The 16619-nt window shown below is 46.3% G+C and carries 11 protein-coding genes; 3 read left to right on the forward strand and 8 right to left on the reverse strand.

From position 1 onward, the window contains the following. Window positions 1-169 precede the first annotated feature (169 nt). The 4 genes from WBS51_RS12265 to fba form a co-directional block, all read right to left on the reverse strand. Window positions 170-2368, reverse strand: a complete 2199-nt coding sequence (locus tag WBS51_RS12265; RefSeq protein WP_294461490.1) for an NlpC/P60 family protein — start codon at window positions 2366-2368, stop codon at window positions 170-172. Between the two features lie 187 nt (window positions 2369-2555). Next, complete coding sequence (locus WBS51_RS12270; RefSeq protein ID WP_294461496.1) at window positions 2556-3926, reverse strand: alanine/glycine:cation symporter family protein; 1371 nt, start codon at window positions 3924-3926, stop codon at window positions 2556-2558. Between the two features lie 65 nt (window positions 3927-3991). Further along, entirely contained in the window at window positions 3992-5335 is a 1344-nt protein-coding gene (locus WBS51_RS12275) for an MATE family efflux transporter (protein ID WP_173748845.1), read from the reverse strand. A gap of 110 nt (window positions 5336-5445) precedes the next feature. Further along, entirely contained in the window at window positions 5446-6315 is an 870-nt protein-coding gene (gene fba, locus WBS51_RS12280) for a class II fructose-1,6-bisphosphate aldolase (RefSeq protein ID WP_173748846.1), read from the reverse strand. Between the two features lie 162 nt (window positions 6316-6477). Here fba and WBS51_RS12285 point away from each other — a divergent pair, with 162 nt between their 5' ends. The 3 genes from WBS51_RS12285 to WBS51_RS12295 are packed head-to-tail and all read left to right on the forward strand — an operon-like array spanning window position 6478 to window position 9959. Continuing rightward, on the forward strand, window positions 6478-7701 hold the full coding sequence (locus tag WBS51_RS12285) for a 6-phosphofructokinase (protein ID WP_173748847.1): 1224 nt from the start codon (window positions 6478-6480) through the stop codon (window positions 7699-7701). A 33-nt stretch (window positions 7702-7734) separates the two neighbouring features. Beyond that, complete coding sequence (locus tag WBS51_RS12290; protein WP_173748848.1) at window positions 7735-8496, forward strand: AIM24 family protein; 762 nt, start codon at window positions 7735-7737, stop codon at window positions 8494-8496. A gap of 32 nt (window positions 8497-8528) precedes the next feature. After that, window positions 8529-9959 (forward strand): phospholipase D-like domain-containing protein, encoded by a 1431-nt coding sequence (locus tag WBS51_RS12295; RefSeq protein WP_291681272.1) that lies wholly within the window; start codon window positions 8529-8531, stop codon window positions 9957-9959. Between the two features lie 23 nt (window positions 9960-9982). On the opposite strand, the gene WBS51_RS12300 is transcribed toward WBS51_RS12295, so the two are convergent. From WBS51_RS12300 to kdpB, 4 genes are all read right to left on the reverse strand, one after another. Continuing rightward, the gene (locus WBS51_RS12300) at window positions 9983-11767 is read right to left on the reverse strand and encodes an ABC-F family ATP-binding cassette domain-containing protein (protein ID WP_294461503.1); all 1785 of its coding nucleotides are present in this window, start codon (window positions 11765-11767) and stop codon (window positions 9983-9985) included. A gap of 104 nt (window positions 11768-11871) precedes the next feature. Beyond that, window positions 11872-13887 carry a DUF4118 domain-containing protein gene (locus WBS51_RS12305; protein ID WP_173748851.1) on the reverse strand — a complete coding sequence of 672 codons (2016 nt, stop codon included), beginning with the start codon at window positions 13885-13887 and terminating at the stop codon, window positions 11872-11874. After that, window positions 13877-14530, reverse strand: coding sequence for a potassium-transporting ATPase subunit KdpC (kdpC, locus tag WBS51_RS12310; RefSeq protein ID WP_173748852.1), 654 nt, complete (start codon window positions 14528-14530; stop codon window positions 13877-13879). The genes WBS51_RS12305 and kdpC overlap by 11 nt, the downstream gene beginning before the upstream one ends. Window positions 14531-14541: 11 nt before the next feature. Further along, on the reverse strand, window positions 14542-16596 hold the full coding sequence (kdpB, locus tag WBS51_RS12315) for a potassium-transporting ATPase subunit KdpB (protein WP_173748853.1): 2055 nt from the start codon (window positions 16594-16596) through the stop codon (window positions 14542-14544). Window positions 16597-16619 lie beyond the last annotated feature (23 nt).

A 16619-nucleotide genomic window follows, 5' to 3' on the forward strand; every position in this document is an offset into this window, starting at 1 on the left:
GTGCTTTTATTTGTGGTTTTGCAGACCCACATTCATCATAGCACAGGAGTTCTTGCTTATATCTAAAGATTTCTCCCACCACCCGCATAGCAGGTGGTTTATTTCATTGCTGACACAACGAAACAGAAGGAACCGCTTTGACACAGTTCCTTCTGCTTTTTCTGTATGCTTATTTCATCAAATATACATCTGCATAATTTACGCCCAGTGCATTGGCTCTGTCATGGTCACTGACATAGACGTCAATGCGGTTGCCCTTAATTGCACCGCCGCAGTCCTCTGCAGTAAATACATGGCCGTTAATAATGACTTTGGTTCCGTATGGAATCACACTTGGGTCTACAGCAATTGTCTGTCCCTCTACAACCGGTGTGCCCGTTGCGGTAATACCGGTTTCCACGTCACAGCAAATCTCGCAGGAGCAGTAGTAAGTCAGTTTAAAGTTTCCTAACAACTCGCCGTACATATCTTCTGTAGCATTGACTTCTGCAATATCACTGCTGCCGTATACGGTTCTGGTATCGTCCAGAATTCTGGTGGCCCATACTGCGCAGTTGGAATTTACATCATCGGACACAATACCATAGTTCGTTCCCTTTGCTTCAATGGTCTTGCCATTTCCTGCATACATGACCACATGGAAAATATATCCATCCTTAGCATAGAAAATCAAATCTCCCGGCTGCGCATCTTCTACGGCAATTTTGGTACCATACTGAGCCTGGTCTTCTGCCACTCTGGGCAGGTCATAGCCGTACTGCTTGTAAATACTCTGTACAAAACCGGAGCAGTCTGCACCGTCTGTCAGACTGGTACCGCCCCATACATAAGGATTTCCGATAAACTGAGAAGCAAATTCCACGATGGAGTTTCGCACTTCTCCCCCCGGAATACCGGACTTAATGGAGGTCAGTGTATAATAGCGGGCCTGGTTTTCATCCTGCTCAATCTGAGACTCCGCTGTCGTGTAAGTCTCTTCACCTTTCTGCTCTACTTCTGTCTTAACCGTATCTGCCATGTTGAGGTATTCACGGCTTACAAATCCCCGGACATCTCCGGACTCTATGTAAATCCAATCCTGGTCCTTGTCCGCAATGACATACACCAGACTTCCTCTGGTAAGCGTTGCCACAATACGGCTGTCTGTGCCTTTTCCCTCTCTTACATTAAGGAGACTTGCTGTGGTCAGCGCATAATCTTTCTGTACAACCGTCTGATTTACCGTAGCTCTCAGATGCAGAAAAGCTTTGTTTTCCAGATAAGGCACCAGTTCCTTTGCGACCGGAGCTGTTCCCTCAATTCCCGTATAAGTTTTCTTTTCTTTCTCTGCTTTTTCTTTGGCTTTCTTCTGGTATTTTTCCAGAATCTTCTGCGCGTCCTCGCCTGTCGTCACGGTGTCTGCCTTTACAAATCCTCTGACTTTGCCGGATTCCACATATAACCAGCCGTCTTCTTCCTCTTTGAGAATATAGCACACGCCTTCCTTGTCCAAAGTTCCCACACTGCGGGATTCCTGATTCATTTCCTCTTTGATTTCCAGACTATCTTTTGCAAAAGCGTATTTTCTGGCCACGGTCCAGAAGCGGAAGTCCTCTACCAGCTGGGGAACTTCATATATCTGCTGATCCGCCACCAGTTCCTCATTGGTAGACGGTGCAGAAGTGTCATCTGCTGCAATCTGCGGAGAACCGTTTTCCAACAAAATCACATAACCGTTTGCATCCAACACATAATGATAACCTTCCGGCAGCTGATAGCCCGTTCTCTGCTCATATGCTTCCGGGGTCTCTTGCTGCGGAACTTCCGGCTGGTCTGCTTCCACCTTAGGAGAACCGTCTTCCAATAATATCACAAAGCCGTTTGCATCCAACACATAGTGATGACCTTCCGGCAGCTGATAGCCTGTTCTCTGCTCATATGCTTCCGGGGTCTCTTGCTGCGGAACTTCCGGCTGGTCTGCCTCCACCTTAGGAGAACCGTCTTCCAGTAATATCACAAAGCCATTTGCGTCCAATACATAATGATGACCTTCCGGCAGCTGGTAGCCCGTTCTCTGCTCATATGCTTCCGGGGTCTCTTGCTGCGGAACCTCCGGGGTTTCCGGCGTCTCTGGTGTCTCCGGGGTCTCTGGGGTTTCCGGCTGCTCCGGGGTTTCTGTATCTGTACCGCTATTCTCACCTTCCGGTGTTTCCGGCGTCTGTTCCGTCTGATTCTCTTGTGGAGCTTCCGGCTGTTCCGGGGTCTCTGATTCTAAATGGCTGTTGCCCTCTGTCTGTACCTGCACCTCTGCTGCATATACATTGGCAGGAACCGCCAGCGTAAATGCCATGGATAGGGCAAGCACTCTCTTTAGTTCTTTCAATTTCAATCTTTTTTCCTCCAAGTATCTCAGGATAATTATCTTTGTCTGCCTTTTTCAGTTTAACGCAACTAATTCATAAAAACAACCCTTCTTTAGAAAAAAAAGGAATTTTTTTGTTTTTTTCATTGTATAAAACGACGAAGAAAAACCTTTCCTTACACTTTATTTTATCGTTTCTTTATAGTATTTCCTTCTATCCGGTTTCTTTGTTCGCATTTTCATACCGCACTTCCCGCCCCAGAAAAAACAGAGCCAGCAGGTTTGGAACAGCCATCATACCATTTAAGGCATCCGATAGTTCCCATATCATCTGGGGCGCCAGTATGCACCCCGGCAGGGTCACCAGAATGTAAACCAGCCGGTACAGGGCCACTCCTTTTTCCTTCCCCAGGTACTCTGCCGTCTGTTCCCCAAAGCAGGACCAGCCCAGAATGGTAGCAAGAGCAAAAAGTGCCGTAGCTGCTGCCAAAAACTGCCGCCCCCAGGGAATTACTGTGGCAAAAGCCATTCCTGTCAGCGTAGTTCCGTCTGTGATAGGCCCGCCGGTCTGTATCCGGGACAGAAATCCCTGGGGTTCATACACACCGCTGACCAAAAGTACCAACGCTGTCACCGTACAAACTACCATGGTGTCAATAAAAATCTCTGCCATCCCCCACATCCCCTGCACCTGGGGCGACGATACCTGCGTATTGGCATGGGCCAGAACAGAAGAGCCAAGCCCCGCCTCATTGGAGAAAATTCCCCTGGCAATTCCCATGCGGACAGCCTGCCCCATGCCATATCCGGCAATCCCGCCTGCCGCCGCCTGCACCCGGAACGCCTCTGTAACTATAAGCCGAAACGCCTCTGGAATCCGCTCCCGGTAAACAAAAAGCACCACCAGCGCTCCGCCCAGATAGGCCGCTGCCATAAGCGGAACCAGCTTTTCCGTAAAAGCCGCAATTCTCTTCACTCCGCCGGTAAGGGCCACGGCAACCAACACCATACAGATACATCCGGATACAAAGGGAGGAATGTGAAAAGCCTCCCAAAGCCCCTGAGCCATAGAATTTCCCTGTACCATGTTCCCCATGCCAAAAGACGCCCCCAGACAGCAGACAGCAAAAACCACAGCCAGCGGCCGGCACTGTAATCCACGTTCCATATAAACCATGGCGCCGCCCTTCCAGCGTCCCTTTTCGTCTCTGTAGCGGTATTTTATTCCAAGAAAATTTTCCGCATAACTGGTCATCATACCAAAAAAAGCCGAAACCCAAAGCCAGAAAATCGCTCCCGGCCCGCCAAACATCAGCGCTGTTGCCACTCCCGTAATGTTTCCCGTTCCCAAAGTGGCCGCCAGTGCCGTACAGAAAGACTGAAACTGCGAAATAGAGTGTTCCTCTCTTCTTTCTGATTCCTCCTGTTTCTTCAGAGAACCCAGTGTGCTTTTCAGCCAAAAAGGCAGTTTCCGAAGCTGAAAAAAACGGGACTGCAGGGTAAAACGGATACCTGCTGCCAGAAAAAACACCAGCATTCCAGGTCCCCATACAAACCGCTGCAGTCCGTGAACAAATTCCTGCATATCAAAAGACTGTCCTTGTTCCGTTTTTAAAGCCTATGCAAAAACCAGCAAAAACATGCCCTTTTTCACAAGGACTGTCTGATTCTCCTCTTTCTGAAATACAAGAACACAGCCATACAGATAACCGATGACAAAAGCGAGCCCGCCGGCGCCGCCAATCCCATAGGGTACAGGGTATCCGGAAAATATACTGCCGCCAGATAAGCCCCCGGAACCCGCACAGCAGCCATGGAAATCAAATTGTGCAGAAAAGAAACCGTAGATTTTCCGTAAGCACAGAAATAACCGCTGAAGCAGAAATGCACCCCCGCAATGGCACAGTCCAGTGCATAAGCCTTCAAATACTGGCTTCCCATAAAAATAATATCTTTTTCTTTAGAGAACAAGCCTAATATCATCTCCGGCGCCAGATTGCAGGCCAAGGCTGCCACAATCCCAAAGGACACGGAAATCAAAAGCCCATATCCCAGGGTTTTCTCTGCCCTCTCATGTTTTCCTGCACCTACATTCTGTGCTGCAATAGCCGAAATGGACGACAGCATGGCAGAGGGAACCAGAAAAAGAAAACTGATAACCTTTTCCACAATCCCCACGCCTGCCGCTGCCACAACGCCTCTCTGATTTGCTATGACCGTAATTAAGATAAAAGAAATCTGGATAAATCCGTCCTGGCAGGCCACAGGCACACCAATTTTCAGAATTTTCCCCAGGGTTTCTCTTTCCGGTCTCAAATCTCTTCCTGTCAGATGCAAGGCAAATTCTTTTTTCTTCCGAATGACCGCAAATGCCATTATCACACTGGCCGTCTGGGAAAGTACTGTCCCCAGAGCCGCCCCTGTCGCCGCCATCTGAAATCCTCCGATAAAAAGGAAATCCAGCAGAATATTCAGCACGCAGGCCGCTGCCACAAAGTACATGGGACTTTTGGAATCCCCCATGCCTCTGAAAATACAGCTTAAAATATTGTAGGCAGTAATAAAGGGAATCCCGCAGAAGCAAATGGTCAGATAGCTTTTCGTCTGTGCCAACGCTTCTTTCGGCACAGCCACCCACTCCATAATCTGATCTGTGCCAAGCAGTAAAAGCCCTGTAAACACCACAGATACCGCCAGAAACAAAACCACCGTATTTCCCACAATTTTCCCGGCCTTTTCCTGATTCTTCTCTCCCACAGCCTGTCCCAGAAGCACTGTGGTTCCCATAGCCAGCCCCACTACCACCACGGCAAGCATATGCATCACCTGGCTGCCTATGGAAACAGCGGAAATAGCCGCCGCTTTGTTATACTGCCCTGTCACATACAAATCTGCCATACCGTAAAAGGTCTGCAAAAAACAACTGAGCAGATACGGCATGGAAAAAGCCATAAGTGCTTTCAAAACACTTCCTTTTGTAAAATTCTTTTGCATATTTTTCTCCTGATAAAAACGGTACAGCCCCCTATCCGGGCCATACCGTTTTCTCTTTTCTGCCCAAATGGCAGAACCTCTGCATATTCTATTCTGGAGTTTTTATCTTCTTATTCAAATGCTTTTCCAACAGAACCGAAGAGTTCCATTTTCTCTTTGATTGTATCACAGATAGCGTCAAAACCAGGTTTTAATAATTTACGAGGGTCATATCCTTTTCCTTCGTTGTCTTTGCCTGCTTCGATGTATTTTCTGGTAGCTTCTGCGAAAGATAACTGGCATTCTGTGTTTACATTGATTTTAGATACGCCTAAATCAATCGCTTTTTTAATCATGTCAGCCGGGATACCTGTACCGCCGTGCAGAACTAATGGCATTTCACCTGTTAATTTCTGAATGTCATCCAGAACGTCAAAGCGAAGTCCGCCCCAGTTTTCCGGATATTTTCCGTGGATATTTCCGATTCCTGCTGCCAGCATGTCTACGCCCAGGTCTGCAATCATTTTACATTCCTTCGGGTCTGCGCATTCGCCCATACCTACAACACCGTCTTCTTCTCCGCCGATAGAACCAACTTCTGCTTCCAGAGAAAGTCCGAGGCCTTTGCATACGCCAGCCAGTTCTTTTGTCTTTTCTACATTTTCTTCGATTGGGTAGTGAGAACCGTCGAACATAATAGAAGAAAATCCTGCTTTGATGCATTTGTAGCATCCGTCATATGTACCGTGGTCTAAGTGCAGAGCAACCGGAACTGTGATGTTCAGTTCTTCCATCATGGCTTTTACCATGTCGGCTACAGTCTTAAAACCACACATATATTTTCCTGCACCTTCGGAAACACCTAAGATGATTGGGGATTTACATTCTTCTGCTGTTAAAAGAGCTGCTTTTGTCCACTCCATGTTGTTGATGTTAAACTGTCCTACTGCGTAGTGTCCTGCTTTTGCTTTTTTCAACATTTCTGCTGCTGATACTAACATAATTCATGACCTCCATTTATTTAATGTGCTGAAACCATTATAACACATTTTCCTTTTCAGGCAAGCATTTCTTAATGCAATTTCATAGATTCCATGCTATAATGAAAAAGCACCAAAGTATAAAATTTGTAAAATAAGAAAACACAGGAAAGGATTTTATATATGAACAGAAAAAATTTAATTGTAGGACAGTCCGGCGGACCTACCGCAGTCATTAACAGCAGCCTTTACGGCGTGGTATCAGAAGCCATGCGGCAGGAATCCATCGGACGTGTTTACGGAATGTTAAACGGCATCGAAGGTTTTCTGGCAGGTCGTTTTCTGGATTTCAAAGAGGCCTTTGGCGCCGATGAACTGGAAAAACTGAAAACCACACCCGGAGCTTATCTCGGTTCCTGCCGCTACAAACTTCCCGAAGATTTAAATGACCCGGTATACCCTCTCCTCTTCCGGAAATTTGAAGAGCTTGAGATTGGGTATTTTTTCTATATCGGCGGCAATGACTCCATGGATACGGTGAGCAAACTGTCCCGGTATGCAGCAAAGACAGGCAGCAACATCCGCGTCATCGGGGAACCGAAAACCATAGACAACGACCTGGTGCTGACAGACCATACACCGGGCTTCGGAAGCGCGGCACGTTATGTAGCATCTACCGTACGGGAAATCACCGTAGATGCCAACGTCTACGAGACAAAATCTGTCACTATTATTGAAATTATGGGACGCCACGCCGGCTGGCTTACCGCAGCAGGGGCACTGGCCAGAAAACATGCAAACGACAATCCCCTTCTTATCTATCTTCCGGAAACTGCTTTTGACCAGGAAGCTTTTCTTGCAAAAATAGAAGCAGCTTTTGAGAAGAACCCCAACGTAGTTGTCTGTGTATCAGAAGGTATTCATGACAAAGACGGCACTTTTATCTGTGAATACGACAACAGCGTAGGCACAGACTCTTTCGGTCACAAAATGCTGGCCGGCTGCGGCAAATACCTGGAAAACCTGGTAAGAAACCGCTTAAACGTGAAAGCCCGCTCCGTCGAATTAAACGTAAGCCAGCGCTGCTCCGCTTCCATGATGTCCGCTACAGACCAGAAAGAAGCTGTTCTGGCCGGTGCCTTTGGCGTAAAAGCTGCCTTAAAAGGTGAAACAGGAAAAATGGTTTCCTATGTGCGTACCTCCAATCTTCCTTATCGTATGACGCTGGGGCTGGAAGATGTAAACGAAATCTGCAACAAAGAAAAAACTGTGCCTTTGGAATGGATTTCCCAAGATGGTTCTGATGTCACAGAAGATTTCTTCGCCTATGCCCTTCCGTTGATTCAGGGCGCAGTAGAAATCCCACTGGGTTCTGACGGTCTTCCGGATTTTATATCCAGAAAATAGACACTATATTTTTTATTCGAAAGGGGTGTTTTTATGTTTCAAATTTCTAATTTTACAAACAACGATGATATTCGCGTTCTGGACAGCGCCGGACCTTTTACGGTTATCGAATATCTGAGGGATTTGAGCGTTATGCCAAACAACGCAGCGGCTGCTTATTTTTGCAATGCCATGAATGTACGCAAAAGACAGGTTGTCTGCGATTTAAGCAAAGCCCGGGTTACCGTCCAGTCAGGCGCTATGCAGTGGATGGTTGGAAATGTCAAAGCGGTCACGGGAATTAAGGGCGTCGGTGACTTCTTTGGCAAAGCTGTCCGGGGAAAAGTCACCGGAGAATCTGCTATCAAACCGGAATACACCGGAGACGGCGTCATGGTATTAGAGCCTACCTACAAGCATCTGCTGCTTTTAAATCTGGAGGACTGGAACGGTTCTGTGGTGCTGGATGACGGCCTGTTCCTGGCCTGTGACTCTTCTATTCGCCAGAAGGCGGTTATGCGTTCCAACTTTTCCTCCGCAGTAGCCGGAAATGAAGGCCTGTTTAACCTGGGACTTTCCGGAAACGGAGTGGTTTGCCTGGAATCAGTCTGCCCGAAAGAAGAACTGGTAGAAATTACCCTGCAGGACGATGTACTGAAGGTGGACGGCAATATGGCCATTGCATGGAGTGGAAGTCTGGACTTTACGGTAGAACGTTCCGGAAAATCCCTTATTGGCTCTGCGGCCTCCGGCGAAGGACTGGTAAATGTATACCGGGGTACCGGAAAAGTTCTGCTTGCGCCTGTAAGCGACTAATTTGACACCAAAGAGAAAGGGAGGCTTTCCTCATGCATAAGATTTCCGGTTTTTCCGTGAAACGAATTCTGAAAAGACATGGACTGCTGTTGTTTCTGCTTCTGTATATAGGGGCTCTGACGGTACCTTATATTCCTCACAAAAAAGTGTCGGCATCTTTCAAAAAACAGTTTGCGGAGAGAGAATTTTACAGTTCTTCGGTGGGGACGGAACGGGCCGCCTATATCCCTGACAACACAGACGCCCTCTTATACCGCCTGCACATGATAAACAGCGCCCAAAAAGAAATCATTCTTTCCACCTTTGATTTTAATGCCGACAAGGCAGGAAAAGATGTAATGGCAGCTCTGTACCATGCGGCTGAACGCGGCGTAAAGGTACGGGTCATTGTGGACGGTTTCAGCGGACTTCTGGACATGAAACTGCAAAGCCCTGAATGGTTCCAGGCTTTGGCAGCCCATGAAAATATTCAGGTAAAAGTATACAATCCCATTAACCTTTTAAAACCCTGGGATATGCAGGCACGGCTTCATGACAAATATGTAATTGTTGATGAGCAGATGTATCTTCTGGGCGGAAGAAACACCATGAATCTCTTTTTGGGGGACTATTCTTCTTCCAAAAATATTGACCGGGAACTGTTTGTATATGAGACGGAAAGCAATCCGGACGCTTCTCTCTTTCAAGTAAAAACTTATTTTGAAAACATCTGGGGACTCTCAGACAGCAAAGATTTTGTGTGCAAAAAAGAAACGAAAAAGGTCTCTGATGCTGCGGCACAGTTGAAGGAACGTTTCAGCCGCCTGCAGGAACTGTATCCCCAGGCTTATGAACCCTGGAATTATGAAGAAAAAACTTTTGAGACTAACAAGATTTCTCTTTTATGCAATCCTCTGGAATCGGAAAACAAAGAGCCCTGGATGTGGTATGCTCTGCACCAACTTATGTCCGAAGCGGAAGAGGTAACCATTTACACCCCGTATATTATCTGCGGCAAAGAAATGTATCAGGATCTGGCTTCTCTGCAGGAGAAAAATATTCCGGTGGAAATCATTACCAATGACGTAGCCAGCGGTGCCAATCCCTGGGGCTGTACGGATTATCTCAATCAGCAGAAAAATATCCGAAAAACCGGCGTAAAGGTCTATGAATTTATGGGAAAACATTCCTGCCATACCAAGGCTGTCCTGCTGGATGACCGTATGAGCATTCTGGGCTCTTATAATCTGGATATGCGCAGCACTTACCAGGATACGGAACTTATGCTTGCCGTGGATGCTCCGGCACTGAACTCCATGATACGCAAAGAAGTGGAAACAGACAAAACTTACAGTAAAATCATGCAGGAAAACGGAGAATATCAGTATGGAGAAAACTATAAAGCGAAAGAAATGACCACCGGAAAGAAAGTTTTTTATGGTGTTTTGCGCGTAGTGATTCTTCCGCTTCGCAGATTCCTGTAGAACGCACAGAGCGGCGCAGTTTCTTACTGCGCCGCTATTTTTTCCGCCAAATCAGTTAAATACACCCAGCGGTCCATTTTTTCTTCCAACTGCTCTTCAGCCGCTTCCTTTTCCTGTGTCAGTTCATTGAGTTTCCCGGAATTGGTGGCGTTTTTCATAATTTCCTCATCCAAATGAGCAATTTTTTCTTCCAGCGCTGTAATGTCCTCATCAATGGTCTCAAATTCCCTCTGCTCTTTATAGGTGAATTTCAGCTTTGTACTTCGGTTCTGTTTCCAGTCTTTGTTCGCTTTCTTTTCTGTGTTCTCCGCCCTTTTCTCTGGTGAACCACTCTGCGCCTGTCCACTTTGCCCTTTTGCACTCAGGTAATCCGTATAACCGCCCTCATACTGACAGATGTGTCCATTTCCGTCAAACTCCAGAATCCGGTCCACCACATTATCCAGAAAATAGCGGTCATGGGATACGGTAATCACAATGCCCTGAAAAGAGTTCAGATAATCTTCCAGAATCGTCATGGTAGGAATATCCAGATTATTCCCGGCCTCGTCCAGTAAAAGCACATTGATATTTTCGCATAAGATACCCAACAGGTACAGCCGCCGCTTCTCTCCCCCTGAAAGTTTACCAATGGGGGCGTACTGCATATCCGGTGTAAACAGAAAACGCTCCAGCATCTGGGAGGCGCTGATTCTGCCTTCTCTTGTAGTGATATACTCCCCGATATCTTTGACATAATCAATCACTCTCTGCTTTTCGTCCATATGCTGCTCTTCCTGAGCAAAATATCCCATGCGAATTGTTTCCCCAATTTCAATGGTTCCGCTGTCCGGTTTCACCAAACCTGCCAGCATCTTCATAAACGTGGATTTTCCACAGCCGTTTGGCCCGATAATTCCCACCTTCTGATTCTTCAGAAAGATATATTCAAAATCGTCTGCAATTTTCAGACTTCCAAAGCCTTTGCTCACCTGATGCAGCTCGATGGTCTTTTTTCCCATTCTGGTTTCCACGGAATCCAGTTCCACAGTCTGGTCCTTCACCGGGGCACTCTGATTTTTTAACGCTTCCAGACGTTCCAATCGGGCTCTTTGCTTGGTACTTCTGGCCCGACAGCCTCTCTTGGCCCATTCCAGTTCCATGCGCAGCACACTCTGCCGTTTTCTCTCAGAGGCCAGTTCCATTTCTTCTCTCTCCGCTTTCATTTCCAGAAACTGGGAGTAATTCGCAGGATAGCTGTACATCTGTCCATGACTGATTTCCAGAATCCGGTTTGTCACCCGGTCTAAAAAATAACGGTCATGGGTAACCATAAGGACGGTTCCCCGAAATTCCCGCAGATATTCTTCCAGCCAGGCAATCATCTCCGCATCCAAATGATTGGTAGGCTCGTCCAGCAGCAACATATCAAAATCCAAAGCCAGTACTTTAGCCAGAGCTACCTTGCGCCGCTGTCCTCCGGAAAGATATTCTATCGGCGTATCATACTCCAGAATCCCCAGCTTATTCAAATTGCTCTCTATTTTCCACTGCTGCTCACTGTCCTGGATATAAGACAAAATCGTGGCATTTTCCGGAAATTGGGGATTTTGCGGCAGATAGGCAATCCGCAGATTATTCTGCTTAATAATCTGTCCCTCATCCGGTTCTTCCAATCCGGCTGCCATTTTCAAAAGCGTGGTTTTTCCCGTACCATTTATACCAATAATACCGATTTTGTCCCCTTCTTGAATACCAAAGGACGCATGGTCAAAAATCACTTTTTCTCCGTAAATTTTGCTGATATTTTCTATGTTTAAAATATTCATGAAAAGACTCCTCTGCATTTAATCCTTTAACTCTGCTTATAATAAAGGATTTTTCCGGGTACGTCAACAGACGAAAAAAGAGTATGGATATACGGCCTGCCCATCTAGGAAGACTTTATCTGCTTCTCAGGCAGTGCATCCTGCAGCTTGACTCCGGCCTCATTGAGCATGGCAATCAGCAATCCATACTCAAAATCCTGAACTGGTCTGCGTTCTTCCAAAAGAATCCCCATAACACCTTTGACCTCCTCTGCGTCCTGTACAGGAAGATACATGGCCTTTGCCTCAGGAAGCGTATGGGTACAGGCTCCTGCCCGGTGATGATTAGCCGCCACCCACTGCACCACCGCTTTTTCCTGAAAATTCACCAATTCTTCCAGTGTTCTTTGCTCCATGCCTTTTCTGGGAAAAAGAAGCGGCAAATCCAAAAGCCCGTCTTTTTTCACCGGGTAAATGAGAATGGACAGATTCAGCAGTTTCCCTGCCTGCTCTGCCACCTGCTTCCATACCTCTGCTTTCGATTTACATCTGCGCAGCTTCTGGCTGTTTTCCAACAGAATCTCAGTTCGATACTGCTTTTTCGCGCTTTCCCGATTCTGCTGCTTCAATTTTCTGGTCAAACTCGCTGTGAAAAATCCTACTACAAACAGCATAACAAACGTAGTCGGATACCCTTTATCATACGCCTTAAAGCTCAGATAAGGGTCTGTAAAAAAGAAATTAAATGTCAGAACACTGAAAAGCGAGGAATACAGAGCATAAATTTTTTTATCCGCAATATAAGAAGACAGCAAAACACCCAGAATATAGGTCATGATAATATTAGATTCAGAAAGTCCCAGTTTCTGAAATCCAAAAGCCACCGCTGTTGTCAGCAGCAGAACTCCTGTAATAGCCGCCAGGTCTGCTACCGTGTGTGAATGTTCTGACCGGTGTCTCCCCTTTCCTGCCGGTTCCTTCCCGGTATTCTTCTTCCTGCCGTCCGGAATAATATAAATATCGATGTTAGGAGCCCGATACATCAGCGTCTCCAGCACTTCCACCTTACCCTTTTCCCAGAATCTCCTGCGGTTGTTTTTTCCGATGACAACCTTGGACACATTTCCCACAATGGCATATTCTGCAATCTGCTGTGCAATATCCGAGCCATATACAGTGACAATCTTCGCCCCCAGAGCTCTGGCCAGCTCCAAATGACGGTTCAACACACGCTTCGTCTTCTCATCTGCCTGCTTCAGCTCCGGTGTTTCTACAGACAGCACTGTAAACTGGGCATGGAACGCATAGGCCAAACGAGACGCAGTACGAATCACCTTTGCGCTGGAGGGTGCAGAAGAAACACAGGCCAGAATATGCTCTCCGGTATGATACTCCATGTTTCCCAAAGCATTTCGCTCTTCTTCCGCAATCCGATTCACGCGGTCTGCCACCCGGCGCAGCGTGATTTCTCTGAGTGCCACCAGTTTTTCCCGTTTAAAAAAATTAGAAAGAGCTCTCTCCGCCTGCAGCCGGCCATAGATTTTCCCTTCCTTCATTCGCTCAATCAATTCATCCGGCTCAATATCTATCACCTCAACCTGGTCCGCCATATCAAATATCCTGTCAGGAATCCTCTCCCGAACTTCGATTTGCGTAATAGTTCCTACCAGGTCATTCAGACTTTCCAGATGTTGAATATTCAGAGTTGTATACACGTTGATACCAGCACGTAATAATTCCTTTACGTCCTGGTATCGTTTTTCGTTGCGGCACCCCTTTGCATTTGTATGCGCCAATTCATCCACCAACATTAACTTTGGCTTCCGCTTTAAAGCTGCGTCTACATCAAACTCCCGCAGCTTGACGCCCTTGTAATCCACCATCATAGGGGGCAGCATTTCAATTCCTTCTGTCAGCGCCTGGGTATCCGGTCTGGCATGGGGCTCCACATAACCTGCCACAACCTCCACACCATGCCGCAGCGCTTCATGAGCTGCCTCCAGCATGGTATAGGTTTTGCCGGAACCGGCCGCATACCCCAGAAAGATTTTCAGCTTTCCCCTGGTTTTCTTCTGTTTTTGCTCTTCCTCATATTTCAGTTTCCTCAACAATTGTTGGGAATCCGGTCTTTCATTCTCCATCTAAAATCCCCATAGCATCTGCGATTGCCAGATTGCATTTCAAAACATTCACTCTGTCTTCTCCAAAAACACCCAGAAACTTATGCTCTGTATTGTCTTTTACAATTTCAGAAACCTCTTCCTCGGATAATCCGGAATTTTCGGCTACTGCAGAAATCTGGATTTCAGCAGCTTTCGGTGAAATATCCGGGTCAAGTCCGGAACCGGAAGCAGTCAGAAGGTCTGATGGAATATCTTCCTTCTTTACCTCCGGATGTTTTTCTAAAAATTCATCCAAATCTTTTTCCATGCGCTTTTTCAAATCCGGATTGGAATTTCCATAGTTTGAACTTCCGGAAGCTACCCCCGTATAGTCTCCGTTTTCTTTTTCTTCCTCTATATAAGTATTGTAATTTACAGTAGAAACACGGGGCTGAAAATAATAATCTTCTGTAAAATCCTGCCCAATCAGGGAAGAACCTACTGCGTCCTCTGGGTCTGAAACCGGATTTCCTTCTTTATCTACCAGACTTCCGTTTGCCTTGTCCTTCATGGTCAACTGGCTGACTCCAGTCAGGGCCAGCGGATAGACAAAAGAGCAAAGTACCATCAAAACAATACAAAATCCTAACATCTTACCTATTGATTTCAAAGACTTTTTCATGTGTCTTCCTCCTACATTCCAATTAATGCCAGCAGCGGAGCTACCAAAAGGTCAATAATCTTAATGCCCACAAAAGGCACCACAATTCCGCCCAAACCGTAAATACCCATATTTCTCAACAGCAGTCTTTCCGCTTTCATGGGTTTGTATTTTACACCCTTCATGGCGATGGGAATCAGCCCCGGAATAATCAGGGCATTGAAAATCAAAGCGGACAGTATCGCGCTTGCCGGTGTTGCCAGATGCATAATATTTAAAATCTGCATTTGAGGCAGAACCATGGTAAACATGGCCGGAATAATGGCAAAATATTTTGCAATATCGTTGGCAATACTAAAGGTGGTCAGAGAACCTCTGGTAATCAGAAGCTGCTTTCCAATCTCTACCACTTCCAGAATCTTTGTAGGGTCAGAATCCAAATCCACCATGTTTGCTGCTTCTTTGGCTGCCTGCGTTCCTGAATTCATGGCAAGTCCTACATCTGCCTGCGCCAGCGCCGGTGCGTCATTGGTTCCGTCTCCGGTCATCGCCACCAGCTTTCCTTCTGCCTGTTCCTTCTTAATAGCGTCAATTTTGTCTTCGGGTTTACACTCTGCAATAAATCCGTCCACTCCTGCTTCTTTAGCAATTGTAGCTGCAGTCAGAGGGTTATCTCCCGTACACATAATGGTTTTGATTCCAATTTCCCGGAGTCTTTCAAAACGCTCTACCAGACCTGGTTTTACCGTATCCTTCAGATAAATGACACCTAAAATCTTATTATTTACACAAACCACCAAAGGCGTTCCTCCAAGGTTGGAAACTTCGGTTACAATTCCTTCCAAATCTTCGGGAATCACTCCGCCCAGTTCTCTTGCAAAGGTTTTCATGGCTTCAAAAGCACCCTTTCTCACCATTGTACCGTCTTTTAAATTCACGCCGCTCATTTTGGACTGTGCGGTAAACTCCACAAATTCCATCTGACTGCAAATGCTTTCGTCTAAAGCGCAGCCCATCTGCCGTCCCAAATCCACTGTAGATTTTCCTTCCGGTGTGGTATCCATGAGGGAACTCATAACACTGTAGTCCACCAAATCTTTCTTTTCTACACCCTTTACCGGATAAAATTCTGCTGCCAGTCTGTTTCCATAAGTAATGGTTCCTGTTTTATCCAGAATCATGGTATCTACATCACCGCAGGCTTCTACGGCTTTTCCGGACATGGCGATAACATTAAATCTGGTTACTCTGTCCATACCCGCAATACCGATAGCAGAAAGCAGTCCGCCAATGGTGGTTGGAATCAGACATACCATCAATGCAATGGTCCAGGAAATAGGAATCTCAACTCCCAGATAGCTTGCAAAGGGATGTAAGGTTACCACTACAATCAAAAAGATTAAAGTCAATACAATCAGCAGCGTGTTCAGTGCAATTTCATTAGGGGTCTTCTGTCTTTCTGCACCTTCTACCAGGGAAATCATCTTATCAAGGAAAGATTTTCCGGGCTCAGCCACAATTTTAATTTTCAGCCAGTCAGATACTACGGTTGTACCGCCTGTCACAGAGGAGAAATCTCCTCCTGACTCACGGGTTACCGGAGCAGATTCTCCTGTAATGGCAGATTCGTCTACAGAAGCAACGCCTTCTATAACTTCTCCGTCATTCGGGATCACTTCCCCTGCGTTTACCAGAACGATATCGTCTTTTTTCAGTTCTGACGCATTTATCATTTTTTCCTGACCATTTGCCAAAAGCAGTCTGGCCTTGGTATCCTGTTTGGTCTTTTTAAGAGAAGCCGCCTGTGCCTTTCCTCTTCCCTCTGCCACAGATTCCGCAAAATTTGCGAACAGTACGGTTATAAACAATATCAGCGTTACAATTCCGTTATAAAGCTGATACTTTGCATCACCGCCGAACAGGGTTGGAAAAAAGGTCAGCACCAGGGTAATTACAAAGCCGATTTCCACCACAAACATAACCGGATTCTTTATCATATAACGTGGGTCCAGTTTCTGAAAAGAACCGATAATTGATGATTTTAAAATATCTTTGGTAATGAATTTTGTCCTTTCATTTTTAGCCATTTCTTACTCTCCTTTGGTTCCTG

This window comes from Blautia acetica (genome assembly GCF_038739805.1).
Taxonomy (GTDB): domain Bacteria; phylum Bacillota; class Clostridia; order Lachnospirales; family Lachnospiraceae; genus Blautia.